General features: G+C 39.1%; 29 protein-coding genes. 24 read left to right on the top strand and 5 right to left on the bottom strand.

Annotated features, from left to right (window positions below):
- Positions 1-333: 333 nt before the first annotated feature.
- The 4 genes from B5E64_RS18145 to B5E64_RS07945 form a co-directional block, all read right to left on the bottom strand.
- Positions 334-510, bottom strand: a complete 177-nt coding sequence (locus tag B5E64_RS18145) for a hypothetical protein (protein WP_182466551.1) — start codon at positions 508-510, stop codon at positions 334-336.
- Between the two features lie 50 nt (positions 511-560).
- Positions 561-1,637 (bottom strand): transposase, encoded by a 1,077-nt coding sequence (locus B5E64_RS07955; protein WP_242960127.1) that lies wholly within the window; start codon positions 1,635-1,637, stop codon positions 561-563.
- A gap of 166 nt (positions 1,638-1,803) precedes the next feature.
- Positions 1,804-2,379, bottom strand: coding sequence for a GntR family transcriptional regulator (locus B5E64_RS07950; RefSeq protein ID WP_087167994.1), 576 nt, complete (start codon positions 2,377-2,379; stop codon positions 1,804-1,806).
- Positions 2,380-2,390: 11 nt separating this feature from the next.
- A complete protein-coding gene (locus B5E64_RS07945; protein ID WP_087167993.1) occupies positions 2,391-3,419 on the bottom strand; it encodes a DegT/DnrJ/EryC1/StrS aminotransferase in 1,029 nt (342 codons plus the stop codon).
- A 525-nt stretch (positions 3,420-3,944) separates the two neighbouring features.
- Here B5E64_RS07945 and B5E64_RS07940 point away from each other — a divergent pair.
- The 15 genes from B5E64_RS07940 to B5E64_RS07870 all read left to right on the top strand — a co-directional run bounded on the left by B5E64_RS07940 (position 3,945) and on the right by B5E64_RS07870 (position 16,041).
- Positions 3,945-4,706 (top strand): creatininase family protein, encoded by a 762-nt coding sequence (locus B5E64_RS07940; protein WP_087167992.1) that lies wholly within the window; start codon positions 3,945-3,947, stop codon positions 4,704-4,706.
- Positions 4,707-4,718: 12 nt separating this feature from the next.
- Positions 4,719-5,795, top strand: coding sequence for a M42 family peptidase (locus tag B5E64_RS07935; protein WP_087167991.1), 1,077 nt, complete (start codon positions 4,719-4,721; stop codon positions 5,793-5,795).
- 65 nt (positions 5,796-5,860) lie between these two features.
- Positions 5,861-6,277, top strand: coding sequence for a pyridoxamine 5'-phosphate oxidase family protein (locus B5E64_RS07930; protein ID WP_087167990.1), 417 nt, complete (start codon positions 5,861-5,863; stop codon positions 6,275-6,277).
- A 40-nt stretch (positions 6,278-6,317) separates the two neighbouring features.
- On the top strand, positions 6,318-6,704 hold the full coding sequence (locus B5E64_RS07925) for a hypothetical protein (RefSeq protein ID WP_087167989.1): 387 nt from the start codon (positions 6,318-6,320) through the stop codon (positions 6,702-6,704).
- Positions 6,705-6,739: 35 nt separating this feature from the next.
- Positions 6,740-7,297, top strand: a complete 558-nt coding sequence (locus B5E64_RS07920) for a hypothetical protein (RefSeq protein ID WP_087167988.1) — start codon at positions 6,740-6,742, stop codon at positions 7,295-7,297.
- 125 nt (positions 7,298-7,422) lie between these two features.
- Entirely contained in the window at positions 7,423-8,298 is an 876-nt protein-coding gene (locus B5E64_RS07915) for a hypothetical protein (protein WP_087167987.1), read from the top strand.
- 589 nt (positions 8,299-8,887) lie between these two features.
- The gene (locus tag B5E64_RS07910; RefSeq protein ID WP_087167986.1) at positions 8,888-10,123 is read left to right on the top strand and encodes a hypothetical protein; all 1,236 of its coding nucleotides are present in this window, start codon (positions 8,888-8,890) and stop codon (positions 10,121-10,123) included.
- A 521-nt stretch (positions 10,124-10,644) separates the two neighbouring features.
- On the top strand, positions 10,645-11,139 hold the full coding sequence (locus tag B5E64_RS07905; RefSeq protein ID WP_242960126.1) for a hypothetical protein: 495 nt from the start codon (positions 10,645-10,647) through the stop codon (positions 11,137-11,139).
- 47 nt (positions 11,140-11,186) lie between these two features.
- Positions 11,187-11,663 carry a hypothetical protein gene (locus B5E64_RS07900; protein ID WP_087167985.1) on the top strand — a complete coding sequence of 159 codons (477 nt, stop codon included), beginning with the start codon at positions 11,187-11,189 and terminating at the stop codon, positions 11,661-11,663.
- Positions 11,664-11,812: 149 nt separating this feature from the next.
- Positions 11,813-12,208: a DUF1801 domain-containing protein gene (locus tag B5E64_RS07895; protein ID WP_087167984.1), complete on the top strand. Its 396-nt coding sequence runs from the start codon at positions 11,813-11,815 to the stop codon at positions 12,206-12,208.
- A 317-nt stretch (positions 12,209-12,525) separates the two neighbouring features.
- Positions 12,526-12,729 carry a hypothetical protein gene (locus B5E64_RS17845; RefSeq protein WP_140398848.1) on the top strand — a complete coding sequence of 68 codons (204 nt, stop codon included), beginning with the start codon at positions 12,526-12,528 and terminating at the stop codon, positions 12,727-12,729.
- A 224-nt stretch (positions 12,730-12,953) separates the two neighbouring features.
- Positions 12,954-13,580, top strand: a complete 627-nt coding sequence (locus tag B5E64_RS07885; protein WP_087167983.1) for a TetR/AcrR family transcriptional regulator — start codon at positions 12,954-12,956, stop codon at positions 13,578-13,580.
- Between the two features lie 3 nt (positions 13,581-13,583).
- Entirely contained in the window at positions 13,584-14,465 is an 882-nt protein-coding gene (locus tag B5E64_RS07880; protein WP_087168062.1) for an ABC transporter ATP-binding protein, read from the top strand.
- Complete coding sequence (locus B5E64_RS07875; protein WP_087167982.1) at positions 14,462-15,247, top strand: ABC transporter permease subunit; 786 nt, start codon at positions 14,462-14,464, stop codon at positions 15,245-15,247. Before B5E64_RS07880 ends, B5E64_RS07875 begins: the two co-directional genes overlap by 4 nt.
- A gap of 119 nt (positions 15,248-15,366) precedes the next feature.
- Positions 15,367-16,041 carry a helix-turn-helix transcriptional regulator gene (locus B5E64_RS07870; protein WP_087167981.1) on the top strand — a complete coding sequence of 225 codons (675 nt, stop codon included), beginning with the start codon at positions 15,367-15,369 and terminating at the stop codon, positions 16,039-16,041.
- Between the two features lie 338 nt (positions 16,042-16,379).
- On the opposite strand, the gene B5E64_RS07860 is transcribed toward B5E64_RS07870, so the two are convergent.
- Positions 16,380-16,988 (bottom strand): hypothetical protein, encoded by a 609-nt coding sequence (locus tag B5E64_RS07860; RefSeq protein ID WP_087167980.1) that lies wholly within the window; start codon positions 16,986-16,988, stop codon positions 16,380-16,382.
- 352 nt (positions 16,989-17,340) lie between these two features.
- Between B5E64_RS07860 and B5E64_RS07855 the strand changes: the two genes are divergently transcribed.
- The 9 genes from B5E64_RS07855 (at position 17,341) to B5E64_RS07815 (ending at position 23,110) form a co-directional block, all read left to right on the top strand.
- On the top strand, positions 17,341-17,787 hold the full coding sequence (locus B5E64_RS07855) for a hypothetical protein (protein WP_242960125.1): 447 nt from the start codon (positions 17,341-17,343) through the stop codon (positions 17,785-17,787).
- 133 nt (positions 17,788-17,920) lie between these two features.
- The gene (locus tag B5E64_RS07850; RefSeq protein ID WP_087167979.1) at positions 17,921-18,910 is read left to right on the top strand and encodes a helix-turn-helix transcriptional regulator; all 990 of its coding nucleotides are present in this window, start codon (positions 17,921-17,923) and stop codon (positions 18,908-18,910) included.
- Between the two features lie 609 nt (positions 18,911-19,519).
- The gene (locus tag B5E64_RS07845) at positions 19,520-20,017 is read left to right on the top strand and encodes a VanZ family protein (protein ID WP_087167978.1); all 498 of its coding nucleotides are present in this window, start codon (positions 19,520-19,522) and stop codon (positions 20,015-20,017) included.
- Positions 20,018-20,089: 72 nt separating this feature from the next.
- Positions 20,090-20,779 carry a M24 family metallopeptidase gene (locus B5E64_RS07840; protein ID WP_087167977.1) on the top strand — a complete coding sequence of 230 codons (690 nt, stop codon included), beginning with the start codon at positions 20,090-20,092 and terminating at the stop codon, positions 20,777-20,779.
- A gap of 40 nt (positions 20,780-20,819) precedes the next feature.
- Positions 20,820-21,158: a DUF3784 domain-containing protein gene (locus B5E64_RS07835; RefSeq protein ID WP_087167976.1), complete on the top strand. Its 339-nt coding sequence runs from the start codon at positions 20,820-20,822 to the stop codon at positions 21,156-21,158.
- A 143-nt stretch (positions 21,159-21,301) separates the two neighbouring features.
- Complete coding sequence (locus B5E64_RS07830; protein ID WP_087167975.1) at positions 21,302-21,628, top strand: DUF3784 domain-containing protein; 327 nt, start codon at positions 21,302-21,304, stop codon at positions 21,626-21,628.
- A 406-nt stretch (positions 21,629-22,034) separates the two neighbouring features.
- Positions 22,035-22,499 (top strand): helix-turn-helix transcriptional regulator, encoded by a 465-nt coding sequence (locus B5E64_RS07825; RefSeq protein ID WP_087167974.1) that lies wholly within the window; start codon positions 22,035-22,037, stop codon positions 22,497-22,499.
- Positions 22,500-22,580: 81 nt separating this feature from the next.
- Positions 22,581-22,838, top strand: a complete 258-nt coding sequence (locus B5E64_RS07820) for a nucleoside hydrolase (protein WP_087167973.1) — start codon at positions 22,581-22,583, stop codon at positions 22,836-22,838.
- Entirely contained in the window at positions 22,835-23,110 is a 276-nt protein-coding gene (locus B5E64_RS07815; protein WP_087167972.1) for a hypothetical protein, read from the top strand. The genes B5E64_RS07820 and B5E64_RS07815 overlap by 4 nt, the downstream gene beginning before the upstream one ends.
- Positions 23,111-23,125 lie beyond the last annotated feature (15 nt).

Raw genomic sequence — 23,125 nt, 5'->3', positions numbered from 1 at the left:
ATCTTGTTATGAGATTTTCTTGCCCTTGTATTTGCCCTTATGAGCAATGAGGGAAAGAGTAAACTTGTGTGTAACCGTATAAAGAGATAAGGCAGACACATTGCGATAAATCCTTTATTTTCAAGGCTTTTGGAGGATTTTATTAAAACACTGTAACCTCTGTTGAGAGGTCATAATTTACTGATATTCAAATTTGAATTTTATGCAGGAGCTGAGATAAGCAGAAACTGCATAAAATCCTTTTTTTACTTTATAGGAAAGTTCGATTTTTGACGATTTATTGAATGAAAATAGCCCGCACAAAGGCGGGCATGCAGATAGGACGACACTGAGTTAGAAGATATAAAAACCTTCTACGCCAGCCTCGTCATCAAACAAATTATCTTCATTTAAGAAATAATCCATATCAAGAAGATCATCTTCGCTCATGTTGCGAATGTCCATAGATGTCATTCCTTCAGGTGGATTATGTATATATTTTTTGCGTAATTCCTCAATGTTAGATTTCATGACAATGTTCCTCCTTTAGGAGGATTATAACACAGATTATCGAAAAAGAATCATGCAGAAGAACGCTTTCCACGAGATTTGGACATGGCTTTCTCGTAAAGTTCTTGGAGGGATACGCGTTGGTGGTTGTAATAGAGTTCTAAAAACTCCATTTGATGGTTGCATTCAGGACATTTTAAAGGATCGTAACCAAAGGAAGAAAGGATAGCGGTTCTCCATTGGTTGAAACTCCGATAGATGCGGTGTTTGGATCGGTGTATCGACCGATGAAGTTTGGAATCTATTTTTCGGTGCCTTGCATAAAGACCGCCATATCGAATCATTTTAAAGTGTTTTTCAGGGATGTGTCGGATGAGGCGTTTGATGAAATCAATGGCAGGGATGGTTTCTTCTACATATTTTTCGTCTTCATGGCGATTGTAATGAAAAGTAACGAGTTCACCATCGTACTTATCAATTCTGGAAGTGGCAATAACAGGGCGACCAAGATAACGACCGATATACTTGATAACGTTTTGCGAGTCGCATTTGTTAGGTTTTGCATAGACATAGAAACCATGCTTGTGATCAGAATAACATTTTGATTTTACCTTTTTAAAAGAAGAATCTAAGCAAGATTCTAATTCATTAAGCAATGCCGTGCGAAAAGCGTTACGCAGAAAAGTATAGTTGAAATATTTGACATGACGCCAGAAACCGTCGTTGCTGTAACCACCTTCGGAGATTAGACAGTGGATGTGAGGATTCCATTTGAGGTCACGACCAAAAGTATGTAAAACCATAATGAATCCAGGTGTAAAATTTTTAGATTTATTTAATTTGAAAAACATCCTGGAAACAACGCTGGAAACAGAATGGAAGAGGCAGTTAAGTAAAGAGCGGTCTTTGAGAAAAAAATCCCGAAGGTTTTCATCGATGGTGAAAACACAGTGGCGATGTTGAACATGAATCAACTTAAAGGACATACTGGTAGAGCGTTCCATGGAATATTTGTTTCCGCAAGTGGGGCAAAAACGACTGTGGCAGCGGAAAGGGACAAATTTAAGATTTCCGCAAGAAGGGCATGAGTACATGGCACCACCAAAAGAAGAATCACCACAGTTGATCATCTTATCAATATTTTCCATCTCAGATTTTCTGGGATGAAGAGTATATTTAATTTCTTCATAATAGTCAGTAAAAATTTTTTGTAAGATATTCATAAAACTATTATGAACGAAAATGTAACAAAAAGAAAGCCCCAACCCCCTCATGATTGAGGGGCAGGGGAGTTGAATAGGCGTAGCCTATTTTTTATAAGCTTTTAGCATTCTGAAGCGTTTCAGCATCTCCGCTTAACTGTCCAAAGTGATTGGCATTTTGAACCGAGAGAAACATGGCACCATTCAGGGGGCTTAGAAGCTCCCACATTTTGGTCAATCGGTCAAGCTGGGCAGAGCGAATGATCTGCTGGTGAAATGTTTCATCTGCATGAACGGCCTTCATGGTATTACCTTCGAGAACAGCCTTTCGAAATTCCTCAACGCTGGTTTCCATTATCATGAGACTATAATCACTAAGTCGACAGTTGCTTTTTTGAATTGCCAGTTTTTCGAGGCTGCCGCGTAAAAAGAAAACTTCATACGCATCTTGTGGAGAAAGCAGTGCGACTGTACATCCTTTGTTAGGACAGTAATCGACTAAACCTTCAACGGCAAGCTGTCGCAGTGCTTCGCGCACAGGGCCTCGGCTGAGTCCGAATTTCTGCGCAATTTCAGCCTCTACCAGTTTTTCCTGAGGCTGAAGGGTTCCGTTAATAATCTGTTCCCGCAGAGATTCAAGAACAATGTCTGATGTAGTAGTATTTGATGCTTTTCGTTGTTCCTGCATAGTTACCTCATCTAACTTTTAGAATAATCCATTAAAACTTGCGCAACATACTGCATATCAGAAGGTGTGAAGCGTTGATCGCAAGGAATGGATACAATATGGTCATAAATGTATTGCTCTGATGAATCTGGCAGTGGATGAACCAGTGGTCCCACTGGCCAGTAGACAATTGAGCGAATCTGGTGATCTGTCAGGTATTGCTGAAATTCGTCACGATTTTCGGCATACAAGCAGAAATGGCTTGGGACAGTAGCCTCTGGAAGTTCAGGAAAGACTACCTGCACGCCATGAAGAGGTGCTGTAAGAGCGTCTAAAAGTGCAGCATAGTTTTCACGTCTTGCTTTGCAAATGGAATCAAAGTCAGCATGGCGAAGGAGATATTCTGAATTATCATCACTGGCAAAGCTGTCAAACATTTGACGAAGTCGCATCTCTCCTTCCCAGAAAACATCGCCGTCTCCTGTCTTGTAGTATTCTTTTCTCTGTTCAAGATGTGTTGATTCTACTGGCAAAAGAGGTGTTTCAAAGGTTCCGTTTCTTTTAACAGCGAATCCACCACAATCAACCCCCATCCATTTTCGGAAGCTTCCTGCAAAATAATCACAGAGAGGGTCGATACCGTCGGCTGAGAGCATGGAATGAGTTACATCTTCAAAAATTACAACTCCTTTTTCTTTGCAGGCTTTAACGAAGTCGTGATCATAGTTGCAGAAGCCATAGTAGCCGCAAAGAGATAAAACACTGATTTCATCGATAACAGAAGTATCGAAAATGCTGTGTAAATCTTTGTCCAGCTCATAAAATTTCAGCTGATATCCAGCTTTCTCAAAAGGAGCAAGGACTGTCTCGCAGGTATACAAAGGCACATATGCGACTTTACGCGTATCGTGCAGTGCAATATCCTGTAAACAATAATACATAGCGCATCGTCCAGACATGTTAAATGCCAGATCATCACTAGGTGAGCAGATACGTGAAAAGTATCCGTTTTCGATAGGTTTGCTTGGTTCATAGTTGAACAAACCGCCAATTTTTCGCATGTTTTATTTCCTCCTTACTAATAGAAAAGTTATACGGGTGTCTTTTGTCCGTTACCTAAAAACTAATTACAATTATAGTGGATTGTTAACAAAAGCGAAAGTATTATTTTTTTGCAAGAAAATGCCAAAAAAGTCACACAATAACATTATTAACAATTATTGTTTTGAAAAATTGGTACAAAAGCATAAAAAAATATGTTATGCAGTTGTAAAAAGTTTTGAAAATACTGTTTAGAGAAAAAAATATGGTGAAAATCTACAAAAATACTGACATTTTTTCGTTGTTAACATCAATTCGAAATTGTTGACAATCCTATTTGCCTAAACTATACTTATTTTATCAAGAGCGGCTCGAAAATTATAGGCGTATCTGTTCAGATATTACGAAATGGGGATAATAATGAACACTACAGCCTGGATAAAGTTAAAGTAGCACAGTAACGAACGGATGTCGGACTGTCCGGTTCCCGGATAGTCCGATTTTTCAGAAGAGAATAATTATTATATGTGAAAGGAAAGAAAACTATGAGACTTACAGATTTGACTTGGCCGAAAGCCCAAGAATATTTTGAAAAAAATGATATGGTACTTATTTCTATCGGTAGTATTGAGTGTCACGGACGTCACATGCCACTTGGAACCGATACACTGATTCCAGATCATTTATTGGAGAAAATTGAGAAGAAGAGTGATGTTTTGATTGCTCCGACTATTCCATATGGTTCCTGCGAGTGTTTAGCTCCGTATCCGGGTACAATTGATATTGACGGCGAGGTACTCTATCAGTTTTGCCGTCAGATTTTCCTGAGCCTGTATCGTCATGGCGCAAGAAAATTCGTTTTCCTGAACGGACATGGCGGAAATGTCAAGATGATCGATCGCCTTGGTATGGAATTTGAAGATAAGGGTTGTCTGGTTGCTATGCTTAACTGGTGGCTGATGGCTTGGGATATGAACCCAGCATGGAAAGGCGGCCATGGCGGTGGTGAGGAAACAGCGGCAATTCTTGGAATCGATCCATCTTTAGTTGATAAGAGTGAGATCGGTGGGGAACTTAAGTTTAAGCACCTGACTGATAATCTGAAGACAACAGGTTTCCGTTCTGTTGAGTTCAAGGGAGTTAACGTTGATATTGTACGTCATACTCAAAACGTAACAGACAGCGGCTGGATCGGACCAGATCATCCGAGCACCGCTACAGAAGAGTGGGGCAAGGAGATGCTTGAGACTACAGCAAACTATATTGTTGATTTCATGGAAGAATTCAAGAAAGTAGAACTTTCATAAAGGGGTATTAAAATGGATAAAAAAACGACGCTGGAAATGATTGCAGCAATTTCAAATGCAAACGGTACATCCGGTTTCGAAGATGAAGTGGTTGCAGCGATTCGTCCTTATGCAGAAGGACTTGGAGAAATTACAGAAGATCGCATGCGCAACCTGTATATCCGCCGTAAAGAAAATAATGGCAAACGTCCGGTTGTTCAGCTTGACGCACATAGTGATGAGGTTGGTTTTATGGTGCAGGCTATCTGCCCGAACGGAACACTTCGCATTATTCAGGTCGGAGGTTGGGTCAACCATAATATTCCGGCACATAAAGTCTGGGTTCGCAACCGATTCGGAGAATATATTCCGGGTCTTACTGCCAGTAAGCCTCCACATTTCATGACGGAGCAGGAGCGTAAAGCACCTCTGGATATGAAAGATATCACGGTAGATGTTGGCGCTGTTTCTAAAGAAGAGGCAATTGAAAAGTTCGGCATTCGTATCGGTGAACCGGTAGTGCCGGATGTGACATTTACATATTCAGAAAATACAGATCTGATGGTGGGCAAGAGCTTTGACTGTCGTTTGGGATGTGCGGCAATTCTTAAGACTATGCATACACTGGCTGGCGAGGATCTGAATGTTGATATTGTTGGCGCTTGCGCAGCACAGGAAGAGGTTGGTGTACGCGGTGCCACCGTGACAGCACAGGTAATTAAGCCGGATATCGCAATTGTTTTTGAAGGATGCCCGGCAGATGATACTTGCGTTGAGTCGTATATGGTTCAGACAGCTATCAAGCGTGGACCGATGCTGCGTCACATTGATTCCCGTATGATCACGAATCCACGTTATCAAAGATATGCGCTGGATTTGGCAGAAAAGCTTGGTATCCCGGTTCAGGATTCAGTTCGTGGTGCTGGCTCAACTAATGGTGCAGCTATACACTTGACTGAAAAAGCGGTTCCGGTTATCGTTATTGGCGTTCCGGTTCGCTATGCGCATACGCATTATGGAATTTCAGCTTACGCCGACTTTGATAACGCTGTTAAGCTGGCATGCGAGATTCTTAAAAGACTTGACGAAGAACAGATTATGAGTTTTTAAAAATTAATAGCGTGTTCGACATATAATATTTAAAACAAATTAGAATTTGTGAAGGAGATATCCTTATGAGAGAATTAGGTTCAGAAGCTGAAAAAATTATGATGGAACGTTTTGGAAAAGATACAGTAATTGCATTAGCAACGGTGGAACATGGAGTACCGTATGTGCGGAAAGTAAATGCTTATTATGAGGATGGTTCATTTTATATTATTACATATGCGCTTTCTAACAAAATAAAGCAAATAGAAAAAAATCCAAATGTTGCAATAGCGGGGGACTGGTTTACGGCACACGGAAAGGGTAACAATTTAGGGTATTTTGGAAAAGAAGAAAATCGTATAATTGCCGAGAAACTGAAAAGCGTTTTTACCGAATGGATTGATAATGGGCATAACAATTTTGATGATGAAAACACTATAATTTTATGTGTGGAATTAACGGATGGAGTGTTGCTTTCACATGGAATAAGATATGAGTTTTAACCTTCAAATTCACGAATTGAAAGCTGGAGGAGGAAAATCAATGGACAGTTTAATTAAATTTCTGAAGAATAAAATTACTGATAAAATACCACTGGAAGAAATTGTAGATGTATTTGAGCAGATGTGCAGTATACCGCTTGAAGAAGATATGATTTTATTTGAAACAGGAACATTTATTACTTCTGCGTCCGAGCCAGTGTTTGAAATTTCGCTAGTTAGGCAATTTCCAAATGGTGAGGAAGAATTTTATCAAATCCATGTAGACATTTTATATAAGCCTACCAGTGAAAATAAAATATTTAGTGAAGCAACATGGGATGAAGATTTAAGTGAAAATATATTTGACTACATTAGAAGATCAGAAGTTTTTGCCTACGCAAAAAATAACGAATACATCAAAGTAGAAATATATTTGGATGAAACTTAAATTGCCAACTTCCAATTTATAGCAGGGGAAATAATATGGTATTACAGAATGATATATGTAAGGTAAATATCTCCATAGATACAACATACACTGTTGAATCAACGGACAATAAACCATATGATTTGGTGATAAATCCAAGGCACTTAAGACACAATGATATGTATAAGACTTTCTCTATACAAATAGATTTGTTCAGCAAAACAATCAGCATTGCATTGATAGGTGATTTTTATAGCTATGACAAAGATTGTGCAGTGCTTGAGGATGAAATTTTAACCATCTTACAAAATAATGCTATTGTTCAGTTGAATATAAATGATGGTACTATGATATATTTCAAAGAATTTGATTGCTTTGGCTGCAATTACGGAATATACAGGGTACAGAACGGTTATATCATTTATGGGGAAATAGAAATAATCATGTTAGACTTTAATTTCAATAAGAAATGGTCTTTTTCGGGTAAAGATACATTTGTATTTATGTCAGAGAAAAAGGCATTTGAGTTATGTGAGAATTCTATTAAGCTACATGATTTTGAAGGAAATTTTTATGAAATTGATTTTTCAGGAAAGCTAAAAAGTGAAGGATAACATATAGATAAATCCTGAATTGTTGAACGGAAAATTGCATTTTAGCAGAGGAGATGCATATGGGAGCATGGGTTGATTTTTCGAACCGAATAGAAATAGGGAATTGGTCATGGAGCAATGGGGCAATGCAGATATACGGATACGAAGAACTGACGGAGGAGTTCGTCAGAAATATTATCGCGTCGCCTGGAATCAGGCATATCCAGATTACGGAAAATCTTCCGGAAAATGCATATAAAATGATTGACAGGATTTTGGAAGAGCGGGAAGATATGTATTTTCGTATTTACAGCATGGGAGAAAAAGAGCCTGTAGATCTGAACTGCCTGCGTGAAATGGAACATCTGAAGAACCTTCAGTTGGATGGATATCTGCGTGAGCGGCAGGAGATGTTTGATTTTCATATTCTCAGTAAGCTGAAGGGGCTGCGGGGACTGGGGCTGAACCTGTATGAATTAAGAGATTATAGTTTTCTAAGGGAGCTGTCCCCTTGTCTCGAGAGCCTCAGCGTTTCGGCGGAGACGTCAGGGAAAAGCATTGACTTTGACTGCGAATGGCTGCTGGATTACCCGCACCTGTCAAAACTTTATCTTGGAAAAAAAGCAAAAAAGAATATTCAGAAAATCGGTCTGATCCCGAAACTGACATCCCTTACACTTCAGGGGATCAAGGTGAAGGACTATGAATTCCTGAGAGACAGCTCCTGCCTTTCTGAACTTTCTATCCGCTGGAACGGGATGAACGACCTGAGTTCGCTGAGCGGGTTTGAACAGCTGCGGAAACTGGAACTTTGGCGGATAATGAAACTGGAGGATATTTCTTTTATCAGTACATTGACCGGTCTGCAGATACTGAAGCTTATTGACCTGAAGTGGATAAAGAGTCTGCCAGATCTTTCCGGGCTGAAGGACTTGAAAGAGATCGGCATAGATAATGTTCCGCTGGATATGGAGGGGATTCCGGATGAAATTCGGAAGTTGATCCGTCCGACATGGTTATGACAAACCTATACTTCACATTTTAAGGATCATCAAACTTTAAGAGGGTTCTTCCGTAGGGTTGGCAAAAAAAGAATAATTAAAGTATGTAGGCGCAGTGGTTCTCACTGCGCCTGTTGTGATGTGATTAACTTTTTTCCTGTAGTGAATACAAGGTTACCGTTAAAATAAAGAAGAATTATTCAGAAAAATAGAAATATTTTTCGGTGTCGCGCGTCTATATTATAAAGGGCGAAAATAGAAAAGATAATTATGAACAAAAAAGGATCATAATCGTTCTTTTTATTTGGAAAATAATGGCAGAATTGCAAAAAAAGTCATAATATTAAGAAGTATAAAGTTAAATAATTGACAAAATAGACAGTTATAGGTATGATGAATATAACATATTAAATAAAAGAGAGGCGGGAATTCCAATGGGAAAGGAAGTAATCGGAAAAAGTTAATCGGAATTCTTTTTAAAGGAAGGAGAGAAAAAGACGAAAAAATGGTTGCAGTTGTTGCGGTAATAATTAACAGAAACGGTACATAGAGTGAGACTAAAGAGTTGTCTCCAAGATAGGCAACTCTTTAAGAATAAGCAGGTGATTTTATGAAGATAAAAAAATATGTATGTATTGTATTAATTCCAATATTATTGAGCCTGCCATGTAGCGGTTGTAAAGACCAACAAAAAGCTAATAAATATACACTAACAATTTTAACAGAACAGGAGTTTGAAAGTCAGATAAAAATAGCCCGAAATTATTTAGCAGAGCAATCAACTAATGTGGATATACAAATTAAAACACTATCTACAAATCCTAGTACAAGAGAAATTGAAATTCAAAAATTAATAACACAGATCATGGCCGGAAAGGGGTATGATATTTATCTACTTAACAATTTAAGATATGGTGATGCTCAACCAACTGATACGATGCCACTTATTGCAAATCCTTATAAAGCAATGGAAAGTGGCCTATTTGCTCCACTTGACAGTTATATGAAGCAAGATGATTACTGGGATAAAAGTTCATATAATTCAGCTTTTCTGGAAACAGGGAAATATAATGACAAACAGTATATTCTCCCCCTTACATTCACTGGTGAACTGTTGCTTTCGGAAAGTGACTGGATTCAGAAGCCAGAGGCTGATAATCTTGTAGAATGGCTGAAATATGCGGAAAGATCAGAAGATACTGATTTAAAAGGTGCTTTTATCCATCATATTTTCATGTCCCCAAATTGGTATCAGCCCGCGATTAATTATCAGAAGCGAGAAGTTCAATATGATAAGGAGAGGTGGAAAGAGTTCTTTGTCTCTAACATGAAATTCTTTTCTCTTAACATTGAGCAAAGCGCAAATTGGAGTCAAGATACATCTTGGACGAGTGTAAGGGATGGATTGAAAAGAATTGAATTTATTCCTGATATAACGGGTAATCGTGTTGCGTCTATACAAGGATACGGAGCGGTAGGAATGTCATGTGAAAGAAAAGAAGAAGCATATGAGTTCCTAATGTTGTTTTTAAATCATGAAACGGATCTTCTGTGGCAAGGAATTGGCGGCCGTGGAATTCCGACGGATCCCGATAAATATCAGATGCAATTTGAGCGGGGCTTTAAGGTATCAGAAGAAACATTGAAGATGACATTAAAAGCCTATCAAGGATTAAATTGTGCATATTTTGCAACGAATGTAGAGAGCTATTTGCATGAAGCAGTTGAGAATGCAGTCCACGAAGGACGCTGGGAAAAAACAAATGATTGGGATGCGTGTGATAAGACAGGGGCAGAAATTGCGGAAAAAGCCCAGAAGCTGTATGAAACTCAAGTAAAAGAATAGTTCCAGACGATTTAAAAATTCAAAGTGTGAGAGGTGGAAATCTCAATGAAAGAGATATCAAATGGAGAATGTCAAAAATGCAGGAATATATAGATTCGCGTTACGTAGATGTGTCATGTAAACATGGCAAAAAGGGTTGTGATCGTGGATTTCAAAAACTTCGAGTTGTTGAGGAACGGTGCATGACTTGCGGAACAAAAGCAGTATTAGAATACGAGTGGCTTACTATGTCTTCAACATGCAATGGATTTTAAATGTTCGGACATATACAGAAATGTCGAATTGATTTTGTCTAATTTTGATAAAAAACGGTTACTCCTCTGGAGATCAACCGTTTTTTGTATGGGTGAGAAATAAAAATGACAGGGAAATACCGGGATGTTATAATAGACTAAAGTAGATTGACAATTAATAATTTAAGGAGAGAATAGAATTACATTAAAAATATCCTTATGATTAAATATGATTTCGTTTTCAAGCAAGTTAGAGAGAACAACAAGTCCTGATTTGGAGAGATGAGTATGAAGACTTATAAGCTGCCTTGTGATTGGCAAATCTCTATACCCGATAACTGGCAGGGAGAATATGATAAAGAGGATGGTCAATGCGTGTTTTATCCTGATAACAGCGATTTGACAATTCGTATAACGCCGTTTCATGCAGAAAGAGATGGTGTGCCTGCCCCAATCGAGGTGATGGAAAATGCGTATATCAGCACAATTCCAATGTCAGCAAAATTGCGAGATGCACATTTACTTACTCCGGATGGATTTTCGGTAAGAATGTACGAGGGTACATTGATCGAAGAGAACAAAACAGTTTATGTTATTTATATCGGATATTATTCTGCAGGGAAACTATTATCTATCAATGTATACGGCACAAATAAAACCGAATGCGAACAAGCCCTGAATATCATAAAAACAGTAAAAATGCAATATTTTGAGAATGACAACCAAGAAGAGCAGCTCAGCACTTTTTATCTTGAACAAACGAATGATAATTCAATATTTTAAATTAATGTCCCCTGATTGACAAAGTAAGAAATGAAGAGACCAAACATATGATTTTTAAATTTGGACAATATAAAGTTGATATTGATGTAGAAAAAATAAAAAATTTTTATGAGAATGCAGAGCCTGTCAGCAAATCCTGTTCGTGTGACGGGGGCCTGAATTTTGAAAAAGCTGTTGGTGAACTTCCGCATTCAGTACATAAATTCTTTGGTGACATAGGTGTGGATATGAGAAAGGCCTGTGAATGTTATGTAAACCATGTAAATGATGACGGAACGCTGTTATATGGTGGATTTTATCATCTCTGTGGCATTTTGGCAGAAGGCAAGAGTGCCTGGAAGAACATAAATGATAAAACTGCATATTGGGATGATGATGAGGCATTTGCCATATCTCCCAATTTCCACGTATCTTTTCATAGAGATATAGTATTGTTAGAAAAGGGATTTCCATTACCGGCTATCCAACTTGATTTTTCCGCGGATATTCCGTGGGTGTTGAAGAAGAGAAATACTTATATTTAGCGTAGTAGCTTTCGGCTTGATAAGGCCTGAGAGCTATTGGTGAATAACGCACAGTATTCTACACGCTTCTTCTTTAAACCAAAGAGGAAGTTGAGAGAAAAGGTTGATACAATGTTGAGATAAATTCTGGTTTATGGAGGAAACGAAGTATGTGGATATGCCCAAAATGTGGAAGAGAATTTAAAAGAACAAATCAAGGTCATTATTGTGGGAAAGCACCTGAAACAGTAATAGATTATATAGATTCGCAACCCATAGAGACACGCACCCATTTAACAGAAATGATGACTATATTACAAAATAGTGTTCCGGGCGTAAATGAACGTATATTATGGAGTATGCCGTATTATGAGAAAGAAGGAAAATCCATTTCCTTTTCCGCTTGTAAAAATCACATCAGTTTTTATGTGGGGGTTGAAGCTATTGAAAAATTTGCGTTGGAATTAAAAGAAGTTGTTACTAAGAAAAATGCAATATATTTTCCTTATGACAGAGAGCTGCCTGCAAAATTGATTGAAAATATTACAAAATGGTGTTTAAGCTGATTTGATAAATACTAAGTTGTCTAAACGAAGGTTGAAATTTATTATACGCAACTTTTGGTTGACGAATATTGAGTTACAAAAATTAAAATCGGAAGTCACGGAAGATGAGTACAAATATACAATCAATGAAGCTGAAAAGAAGCATTTTTCGTATTGGCTGATAATTATTGTTCCTTTTATAATGGCACTGGTTGTATTAATGTTTTACTATTACTTTTACCAAGGATAAATATAGGTGATACAGAGTAAAGAATAGTGTCTGTTAAGAACTAAGATTTTTGTGCGAGAGTTAGTTTGCTAATTGAAAGGTGATGGAAATGAAGAATTATACAACAATATCGAAGGCGGCATTAGCAATATGTATAGGTTTAATTATTTTATCTGTGGTAAATGGGATTACGGGATTTATAAATTCTGCTATTTCATTTAGCGGAACAGCAATCTGCATTCTTGGATTTTCCATAGCGATATTTGCGATTACAATATTAGAGAAAGAAAGAGCAAAAAGGAAACACGGATAACAGATGGCAAAAAGAAATCTTGAATATAGAGGTGGCTGTAATTTGAAGGAGTGGATCTTAAGACGCAGTTTAGAAGAGAGTGGACAGGTAATGTTCTGCTCTTTTTTGTATGCGCAGAGGATGGTATCTTTTATATTTCTTTGAAAAAATACAGAATAAGGTCTTCTCAAAAATGGTCAACTATATATAATAAAAATTAACCAAGTTGGTCAAAAGGAGGATTCATGAACGAAAAGTTTTATAGTCTGCCAAAGGAAAAGCAACAGGCAATTATCAATGCCGGCTATCGGGTATTCTCACAGAACAGTTATAAAAAGAGTCCGATGCAGGAGGTCGCTGATGCAGCAGGAATCAGTAAGTCGCTTCTTTTTCACTATTTTCAAAATAAGAAAAAATTTTATATGTTTCTCTGGACGACCTGCGGCAGAATTTCTATTTCTACAATGACGGCTTATGGATGTTATGACCGCAGAGATCTGTTTGAAATGATGGAACGGGGATTGAGGGCAAAAATGCATATTATGAAAAAATATCCCTTTATGGGAAACTTTGTGATCCGTGCCTTTTATGAAACCGATCCTTCTATTCAAACGGAAATCGAGAAGAGCTATGCCAGATTGATTTCTATGAAAGCTGCCCCGTCGTGGGCTAATCTGGAGCCGGATCAGTTTGTTGAGGGCGTGGAGCCTGAGAGAATTCTCAGGGAAATGTATCTTGTCTCAGAGGGATATCTGTGGGAACTACAGAAGAATGGTTCTCTGCAGACAGAAGAGGACATCGAAAAAATAGAAGCGGACTTCCGGGAAATGATTGCATTCTGGAAAAAGATATATCTGAGAAAGAAGGGTTAAATGATGAACGCAATACGAACAGAGGGGCTTACGAAATATTATGGAAGGTCCCGGGGAATTGTTGATCTTGATCTGGAGGTATGTGAGGGTGAATTCTTTGGATTTATTGGTCCAAATGGAGCCGGAAAAAGTACGACGATCCGTATTCTGATGGGACTGATACAGAAAACTCATGGCAGCGCCTGGGTACTGGAAAAGGATATTTCCAAAGAAAAAGAACAGATTCTGTCTGAGATCGGTTATCTTCCCTCAGAAGCGGTTTTCTATCCAGATATGCGAGGCCGGGATCTGATCCGCCTTTCGGCGGAGCTGCACCGGAAAGACTGCCGGAAAGTATCCGCTGATCTGTGCGAGCGTCTGCAGCTGGATCCTTCTCGCCGGATCGGCGAGCTTTCGTTTGGAAACAGGAAGAAACTGGCTGTTATCTGTGCCCTGCAGCATGATCCAAGACTCTGCATTCTGGATGAACCAACCGGAGGGCTGGATCCTCTGATGCAGCGGGAATTCTTTGAAATACTGAAGGAAAGAAACAAGAAGGGCATGACAGTATTCCTTTCCTCACATATCCTCTCCGAAGTCCAGCGCTTTTGCGGCCGGGCTGCGATTATACGGGAGGGCAGAATTATAGCTTCCGGAAGTGTGGAGGAACTGGCACGTACAAACGCAAAACGGATTTCTGTCCGGGGAAATTTTGACCCTTCCGGTCTGCCGGATGTACGGGATCTGCAGAAGGCTGATGACTCCACCAGTTTTCTGTACGGTGGTGATATCAATCTGCTTCTGGACAGACTTAGCCGGCAGCGAATTATGGATCTTAGCATATCCGAACCGGATCTGGAAGAGATTTTTCTTCATTATTATACGGAAGGAGAGGAACAGGTATGACAATCTTCAGACATGAACTGCGTCAGGGCCGGACAGCTCTGATTATATGGACTGTATCCATCGCATTTCTTTTTGCGGTATGTGTTTTTTTATTTCCGGAGATGAAGGGGGAAATGGATCAGGTCAGTGACGTTTTTTCGACCATGGGGAATTTCAGTGCTGCCTTTGGCATGGATCAGGTAAGCTTTGGTACCTTGACCGGTTTCTACGCTATTGAATGTGGAAATATCCTTGGACTTGGAGGAGCTTTGTATGCCGCCATGTGCGGGATCTCAATGCTGTCTAAAGAAGAAAAGGGGCATACGGCAGAATTCCTTTTGACCCACCCGGTCAGCCGGAGACGAATCATGAGCGGAAAACTTGCGGCGTTATTTTTTCAGATTATGGTCCTCAATGCCTTTGTACTGCTCATCTCAATAATCTCCATTTATGCGGTGGGAGAAGATATTCCCTGGAAAGAGATTCTCCTGCTTCATCTGGCCTATGCTCTATTGCAGATAGAGATTGCTTCTATATGTTTCGGTATTTCAGCCTTTCTGCGGAAAGGAAGTCTGGGAGTCGGTCTTGGACTTGCGATTATACTCTATTTTCTTAATATTATTGCAAATATATCTGAATCCGCTGAATTTCTGAAGTATATTTCTCCGTACGGTTACGCAGAAGGTGCAGAAATTGTAACAAATATAAGCCTGGACGGAGTAATGGTAGTGCTGGGAATGCTCTATGGAGCATGCGGGATTGCTGCAGGCTATATGAAATACAATAGGAAAGATATTCTATAGAAAACGGATTTGAGACATCCAGACAAGCGTGTCGGGTTGAAAATACGGCATTTTCTCACTTTGTGTCGTGTAAATAATCGGACTTTTGACATACTCTGTTACTCAAGGAGGTATGGTGAATGGATCAGAAAAAGACAGGTCAGTTTTTGAAAACGCTGCGTAAAGAAAAAAATATCACGCAAGAAGTGCTGGCAGAAGCTTTAAATGTATCCAGCAGAACAGTATCCAGATGGGAAACAGGAAGCAATATGCCGGATATCAGTTTGCTTGTCGAACTAGCAGAGTTCTATCAAGTTAGTATACCTGAAATCATTGACGGAGAAAGGAAAAGTGAGAAAGTGGAGCAGGAAACAAAAGATACAGCAATAAAAATGGCAGAATACAGTAAAAATGAGCTTAATACAGAAAAAATGAAAATAATAAGTGTTTTTCTCATGACATTTGGGGCATTTATTATGATATCTTCTTTTGCAATCTTTCCAAGTGAAAGTAGTTGGGGAAGCATTTATGCAATAATTGGCGGAATGATACTAACAGCAGGAATTTATTTTAGACTGAAACCCGTGCTGCTGAAAAGAAGTTTGCGAATAGTATGTATTGCCGGATGCGCTGTTGTGTTATTTGGAATATTTACAGTTTCAGATTATATTGCAGTTTCACAATTTCATCAGGTTCCACGGTTCAGCTATGAGAAATCCTATGGAGAAGATATAGTCGAACATAAAACATTATTTTATACGGTTATTCAAAAAAATCCAGGAACTGAAAATGAAAACGTAGAAATTGAAAAATGATTTCATACCGATTTCAGTTAGGCTGGTAAAAGTTATGTTATAGAAGAAAATGACAGGATACCTAGTGAATGATATAATAAGGAAAACGGCTTAAAAATTGAGACATAAGCGGGGGAAAGTTTTGAGAATAGAAATCAGAGACTTGCGAAAAAAGGACTATAAAAAAGCGATACAATTTGCAATTACAGGGATGCATTTTGACTGGTATTTAAATAATAAATTTTTGCTCAATGCGTATGGACGGTATTTTTGGTATCTTGAACTGAACCGCGCGACACAGATTTTTGCGGCCTATGTAAATGGCAAATTTGCAACGTGCTTTGCCATACGATCGCTTATTAAAATGACGCAATTGCACATATTATACCTGAGAAGATTAAAAATACTCCTGCTAGGCGGTACAACATGAGTGCCAGATCCGAAGGTTCTGCGTTTTTATACCACCAACCACGAAAGAGATACCATACGCTTCTTGCTCCAAAAAAGTTCCACGCTCCAACGCCAATTAGTGCTAATGCAAGAAGTATGGATGGTGAACCGTTATTACTGGTTCCTCGTGCATTGTCCATTACTCCCTCGATACTATAATTGAGGGAGAACAGGTCAATATAGCCTTTGTTTTTTCTTTCAATCGAATTATACTCTGCCGGCGTGGCAAATCCTCCGTTAATTTCTGTTTGGGAAAATACATATCCATCGGGGTAGTTAACTGTAAAAACAATGCTATTTCCGGAAACTCCATACTCAAATGTATACGTTCCGTTTTCCGAAGTAATTGTTCCGGCAGATAAGTTATTTTCATCCAATGTGATAGTCAGAGATTGTCCATCAATTTCCACTACCTCTGAATAAGGATCTGATTTCGCAGTATTGCTATTACAAGCACCTAAAACAAGCGCTAAAAGCATCACGACTATCAGAACGCATTTGCGTTTTATGTTTGCCATATTGATGTCCCTCCTCCACGTTCTAAACGGCTGCCCTTGAATTTGGCAACTTCAGTTAAATCCCATTTTAGTTCTTACGCAATGGTGTCGTTAAAGTCCGCCGGTTTAAATGGTTTATTCCACTATCTAGCCCCTTTTTTATTATGGTTCCATTTTATCACAATTCCGGGAGCGTGGAAATAGGGGGATTATCAGGTGATTTCCGGCCTTGCGGATATGCGGGACGGACGGTCATTTCGGTGTAGACTTAGGTTAGTCCATCATTGATAACACGCCCACGTTTATGATACAATTTCTATAGAGTAAAAGTATTGTAAACGTGGGGTTTTTCTTTAGAAAGGAGGAAAAACCGATGTCAAACTATCTGAATTATCAGGAAGAGAGCACGAACATCGTAAAAAGCAGAAATAAGCTGTCGATGATGATTTTAGCTGGCGTATATCTTGGGATCTGGGCGGTTTCGCTGATTTCATTCTGGTTGTTCGGCAGCGGATCGGATGCGCTGGGGTACAGTATTATGTATCTGTGGATACTGCTCCCGGTAACTACATTTATTCTTTCGCTGATCATCGGAAAGAACGATTATTGGGGACAGAAAAAATGGCTTATTGCCTTCGGATTTGGACTGATGTATATGCTTGCGGAATATGGGACATTCAGTGCGGCCAATATGATTACGTTTCAAAAAATCAATCTGCCGGAATTTATTATGATACCAATAGGTACAATGGTTTCTCTGATCGGAATGGGAATCGGCACGGGAATCCGCCATGTGCACAATCAAATAAAGAAGAGATGAAAGAAAGCGAAAAAAGCGGGTTTACAGAAGATGCAACTGCCAGTTGACACATTGAAAAGCACCGATTGGTAGCATGCAACTGCAAAAAAATCTAAAATCAGGCTATAAAAAATAATGCATGGGAGGATTCTATATGATTTTTGCAGAAAAATTGGTCCGGCTTCGTAAAAAAGCAGGATGGTCACAGGAAGAACTGGCAGAACAGATGAATGTATCGAGACAATCCGTTTCGAAATGGGAAGGAGCCCAGTCGGTTCCTGACCTGGAGAAAATGATACGCCTGTCAAGACTTTTCGGTGTCAGCACAGATTACTTATTGAAAGACGAGATCGAAGAGACGGGAGCGATTCTTACTGATATGGAAGAAACATCGGTAAGAAATGTGTCCATGGAAGAAGCCAACGCGTTTCTTTCAGTAAAGGCAGAAACTTCAAAGACGATTGCCGGGGCTACATTTTTATGTATTCTTTCACCGGTGTGCCTCCTTCTATTAGGAGCTGCCAGTGAAATCGCAAGCCTGAATGTGTCGGAGAATACTGCAGGCGGTATCGGTATGATTGTTATGTTGGTCATGGTTGCAATCGCTGTGGCAATATTTATACACAGCGGCAGCAAAACGGCGCCGTATGAATATCTGGAAAAGGAAGTATTTGAGACAGAGTACGGCGTGACCGGGATGGTAAAAGAGCGTAGAGACCAGTTTAAAAGTGATTATGTGAGAAGCAATATGATCGGTGCATGTCTTTGCGTAACGGCTTTGATCCCGTTGTTTGGCGGTGTAGTTATTAATGAAGACAACGACCTGCTTATGGCTTTGATGCTTTGTATTTCATTTGTAATCGCCGGAATTGGTGTTGTTTTCTTCATCACAGTCGGGATTATTTGGGAAAGCTTTAAAAAACTGCTTCAGGAAGGAGATTACACAAGAACGAAGAAAGAGCATCGTTCTTTCCAATCAGTAATTACAACCGTATACTGGTTGGTCGCAACAGCAATTTATCTGTCATTTAGTCTTCCGACAGAAAGCTGGAAAGAAGGATGGATTGTCTGGGTGATAGCTGCCGTATTATTCCCGGCGGTGATCGCCATTGCGAATGCAATAGAGAACAATAGGAGAAAATAGATGCAAAGGGAGAGCAGACAAATCAGGATCTGCTCTCTTTTTTCACGTAAGGGATATGACAGGAAGAATGGCGGGTGATATAATAAAGAAAAAATGACTGTCAGATGAGATGAGGGGGAGGAAGAGAAGGATGAGTTGGGAAAACTATGAAAATGCAATGGAATTGGCTAAAAATGCAGATTTTATACGACTGCATCTGGAAAAACGACAGCAGAAATTCAAAATGCTGAAAAACTGCTGGGTGTAAAATTTTCTAATCAGTTTTGGGATTTTAATGCGAAATATGGTTACTTGTCTTTCTATGGAAATGAGATTTTCGGCGCAGATCCTGATCATCTTGATGAGATGGAGGGGAACCGTGTATTGTGATGATGGAATATAATGGAGTGGAATATATCCACATTGAAACGTTGGCAGAGGATTTCGGTGATTTTGTTCTGAAATTAGTAAAGGAAGAACTGGATCGTTAGAGCCGCCTTGCAGGTGAACAGGGGATTGCACAGTTAAAAACATGATGGAGAGCGGATCTTTATAAATTATTTGGAAATCATTAAAGGGAAACCAAATACTTTTTGCTATTTTTAATATAAAAAGAAAGGTGGAATCAGAATGAAATCCAAAAAATTTACTATGGGACTGCTGATATTTTATTTAATTGTTTTGACATGGATCATCATTTTTAAGTTACAGTTTTCCTTTGAAAATTTGCCGCACATAAGAAATATAAACTTAATTCCATTTGGCGAATCTGTCATTATAAACGGGAAAATGGACTTCGGCGAAATTATTCAAAATGCGTTGGCATTTATACCTTTTGGCGTATTGATGCATGTGCTTTGGGAAGAAAAGTCCATGATAAAGCAGATGGCCCCTGTTGTTGCTGTAAGCCTCTTATATGAAATCATTCAATTCCTTTTTGCTGTCGGAGCAACGGATATTACGGATGTGATCGCAAATTCTCTGGGAGGAATGATCGGAATCATTATTGCAGTCATTATTTCGAAACTATCAGCAAAACACTGGATAAAAATAATTAATATAGTCAGCATCAGTTGCGCAATCGTCTTAACTGCGTTTATAGCGATGCTGATTTTGACCAATATGTAATTTGGTTTAAATAAGTTTTTCTATAATCACTACTTATGAATAGAGTCAATCATATATTACGGGAGGTATAATATGACTAATCAAGAAATGCAGTTCATTGCAAAACAGACCATGGACTATATCAAAAATGTCATAATGCCTGGAATGAAACTGACGCAAGTAAGGGAAATGTGTGAAGAGAAAATGCTGGAACTGGGTGCAGATTCTTTTTGGTATTGGGATATTGGAGCATTTATTTTTTCGGGCGATGAAACAACAAAATCTGTTTCAGGAAAAGAATATGAGACTGCTGACAAATATATAGAAGAGACTGACATAGTGACCATTGATCTGAGCCCTCAACGCAATCATATTTGGGGAGACTATGCCAGAACAATCATCATTGAAGAAGGCAAAGTCATTGAATCATTGGATGCTGTTCAAAATGAGGAATGGAGAGAAGGCCTGGCTCTGGAGCAGATGCTTCATCAGGAGCTCATAGACTTCGTAAACGATGCCACAACATTTGAAGAACTATATTACCATATGAACAGGAAGATTACAGAAGCGCACTTTATCAACCTTGATTTCCTGGGAAATTTAGGTCACTCGATTGAGAAAAAAAGTGAAGATCGGATATACATAGAAAAAGGTAATCAGACGAAACTGATTGATAAAGAATACTTCACTTTTGAGCCGCATATCGCAAGACCGGATTCCATGTTCGGTTATAAGTGGGAAAATATTTATTACTTTGAAGATGGGACATTGAAGGTATTGTAGTATTAATAAACTTGTTTCAATTTTCTGGGGAGAAGAATTTATGAAATTATCAGATGTTTCTTCGGGACCTGACTGGCTGATCTGGATTTTGATTGTGGCGCTTTTCGCAATATCGGTTACACTGCTTTCCGGGCATGGAAGCTGGATGATTGCAGGATATAATACAGCGACAAAAGAGGAAAAAGCAAAATATCATGAGAAGAGACTATGCAGAACAATGGGAGGCGGGATGGCAGTGATCACGGTTCTCCTGTTTGTGATGGGCATGTATGAAGAGAAGTTGCCTGTAGAATTTGCATATGTTGCAATCGGAATCATTTGCGTCGACGTTTTTGTTATTATGGTTCTTTCAAGTACCATTTGTAAAAAGAGATCATAAGAACAAATGCATAATATGTTGCTCTTCTATCTGGAAAGCGGATGAATAAAGTGACAAAATAATAATCTGGCTTTATAATATATAAAAATAGTTCTGTAAATTTAAAAATGTCAAACTAAATATTGGAGATTGGAGGAATGGTTATGGATAATCTTATGTATTTAATTGTAATGTGGATAGCAGCAATACTATTTATTATCATTGGTATCTATGCAATGAACAGAAAAAAACCGATGTGGCTTTGGTCCGGTTCCCCAATTTCTGAATCGAACATCAATGACGTGAAAGCGTATAATCGAGCAATAGGGAAGATGTGGTGTGTATTTTCTATACCTATGTTTGTAGGTGGAATTGTGGAATTTATTTTACCAATTTCTTCGATTTTAATTTTAGTGCTGACTTGTACTGTGGGGATCGGTTTCGTTGTTTGGTATTATCATAAAATAGAAGAAAAATATTTTGTGCAATAGTAAATGGAAAGTTGGATCAGAGCAGGTATGACAGATGAAACTTGGAATTTTTATAAGTAGCAGAAAATGTTCATGGACCATTGTTGGAGTTGGAATTATATTAAGCATACTGGCTTTTCAGCATTTCACTGGAGCATTCCTGATCTAAAACCATAAACGCCGCTGTATGGGAACACCATAGTGGCGGTTTTTCTTTTTGGTTCCGCTCCTGTTCAGATGGAAGGAAATCAATGACAGAATATTTACCGGATGGTATAATAATTAATAGAACGCTGGGATTGGGAGTAGGATCGGGTGTCTGATCAGAATCCGCAATTCCACGTAAATTCTCCAAACAAGAGGTCGTGTTTTGAGTGGAAAAAGGATATTCTTCCATTAAGATTGATAGAAAATGGAGGTAGATCGGATGAATCAACTTACTACAGGAAAATTTCTGGCGCGAAAAAGGAAAGAGAAAACTCTGACGCAGGAACAGCTGGCTGAGAAGATCGGTGTATCGAATAAAACGATTTCAAAATGGGAGAACGGAAAATGTATGCCGGATTATTCTGTTGTGAAAAGCTTATGCGAGGAACTGGGAATCACCGTGGCGGAGTTGATGGACGGAGAAGAAGCAGAAGAGAAAAGTGTTCGTTCCTATGATGAGGATCAGATTATGGATCTGCTGAGGCGGACACAGGAGTTGGAGAAACAGCAAAAGCTGTTATATGGGATTCTGCTGATTGTAATGGGAATTGCCCTGCAGGCCTGTTCCTATACGTTGGGAGGAACCGATATAAAAGACTTTCTCTCCGGGATTCTCCTGGGATTAGCCGTGGGAGAGATGCTGGTTGGGGTTTACATGCTTGGCAGAAACATTGCCGGTCATTAAAAATAATATTTAAGGAGGGGGCTCATGGGAATTTCAGTACACTCTTGTATCAATGATTAAAATACAGGAGAAGATTAAAAAATGGAAAAAATTTTACTGGATACAGATATTGGTGGAGATATCGATGATGCGATATGCCTTGCCTACTTATTGAAAGAGCCGCAGTGTGATCTGATTGGGATCACAACGGTCTGTGGTGAGCCGGAAAAACGGGCGGCGGTTGCTGACGCAGTCTGCAGGACTGTGGGGAAAGAGATCCCGATCGTGGCAGGGCTTGACAGTACGATGCAGCCGGTTCCGGTCTATCCGACGCCGGACGGTGCGGAAGCGTTGAAATGATTTGTTCTACTCTGGAAAATGTATGGATAATTCCTGTTACAGATGCAGATTTTCCTGAAGGTGAGGATTCGGTTTCGTGGTTTCAGGAGTTCCTTGGAAAAACATGGGAAAAATTAAATCGTCCATGTTCGCAAAAAGTGATGGATCAGACTTTTGCGTATCTGGGGTCAAAAGAGAAAGCCTTGAATCCGGAGGAATATGTACTGCTTCAAATCGGACAGGAGAAAACCGGACAGCAGATGCTCCGCACTGCAGAGCAGTGGGCCGGATAGAACATAAAAAAAGAA

This window comes from Drancourtella sp. An12, from assembly GCF_002160935.1.
GTDB classification, from domain to species: domain Bacteria; phylum Bacillota; class Clostridia; order Lachnospirales; family Lachnospiraceae; genus Sellimonas; species Sellimonas catena.
Note: the sequence above shows the minus strand (reverse complement) of the source record. Positions and strands in the feature narration are given on the sequence as shown.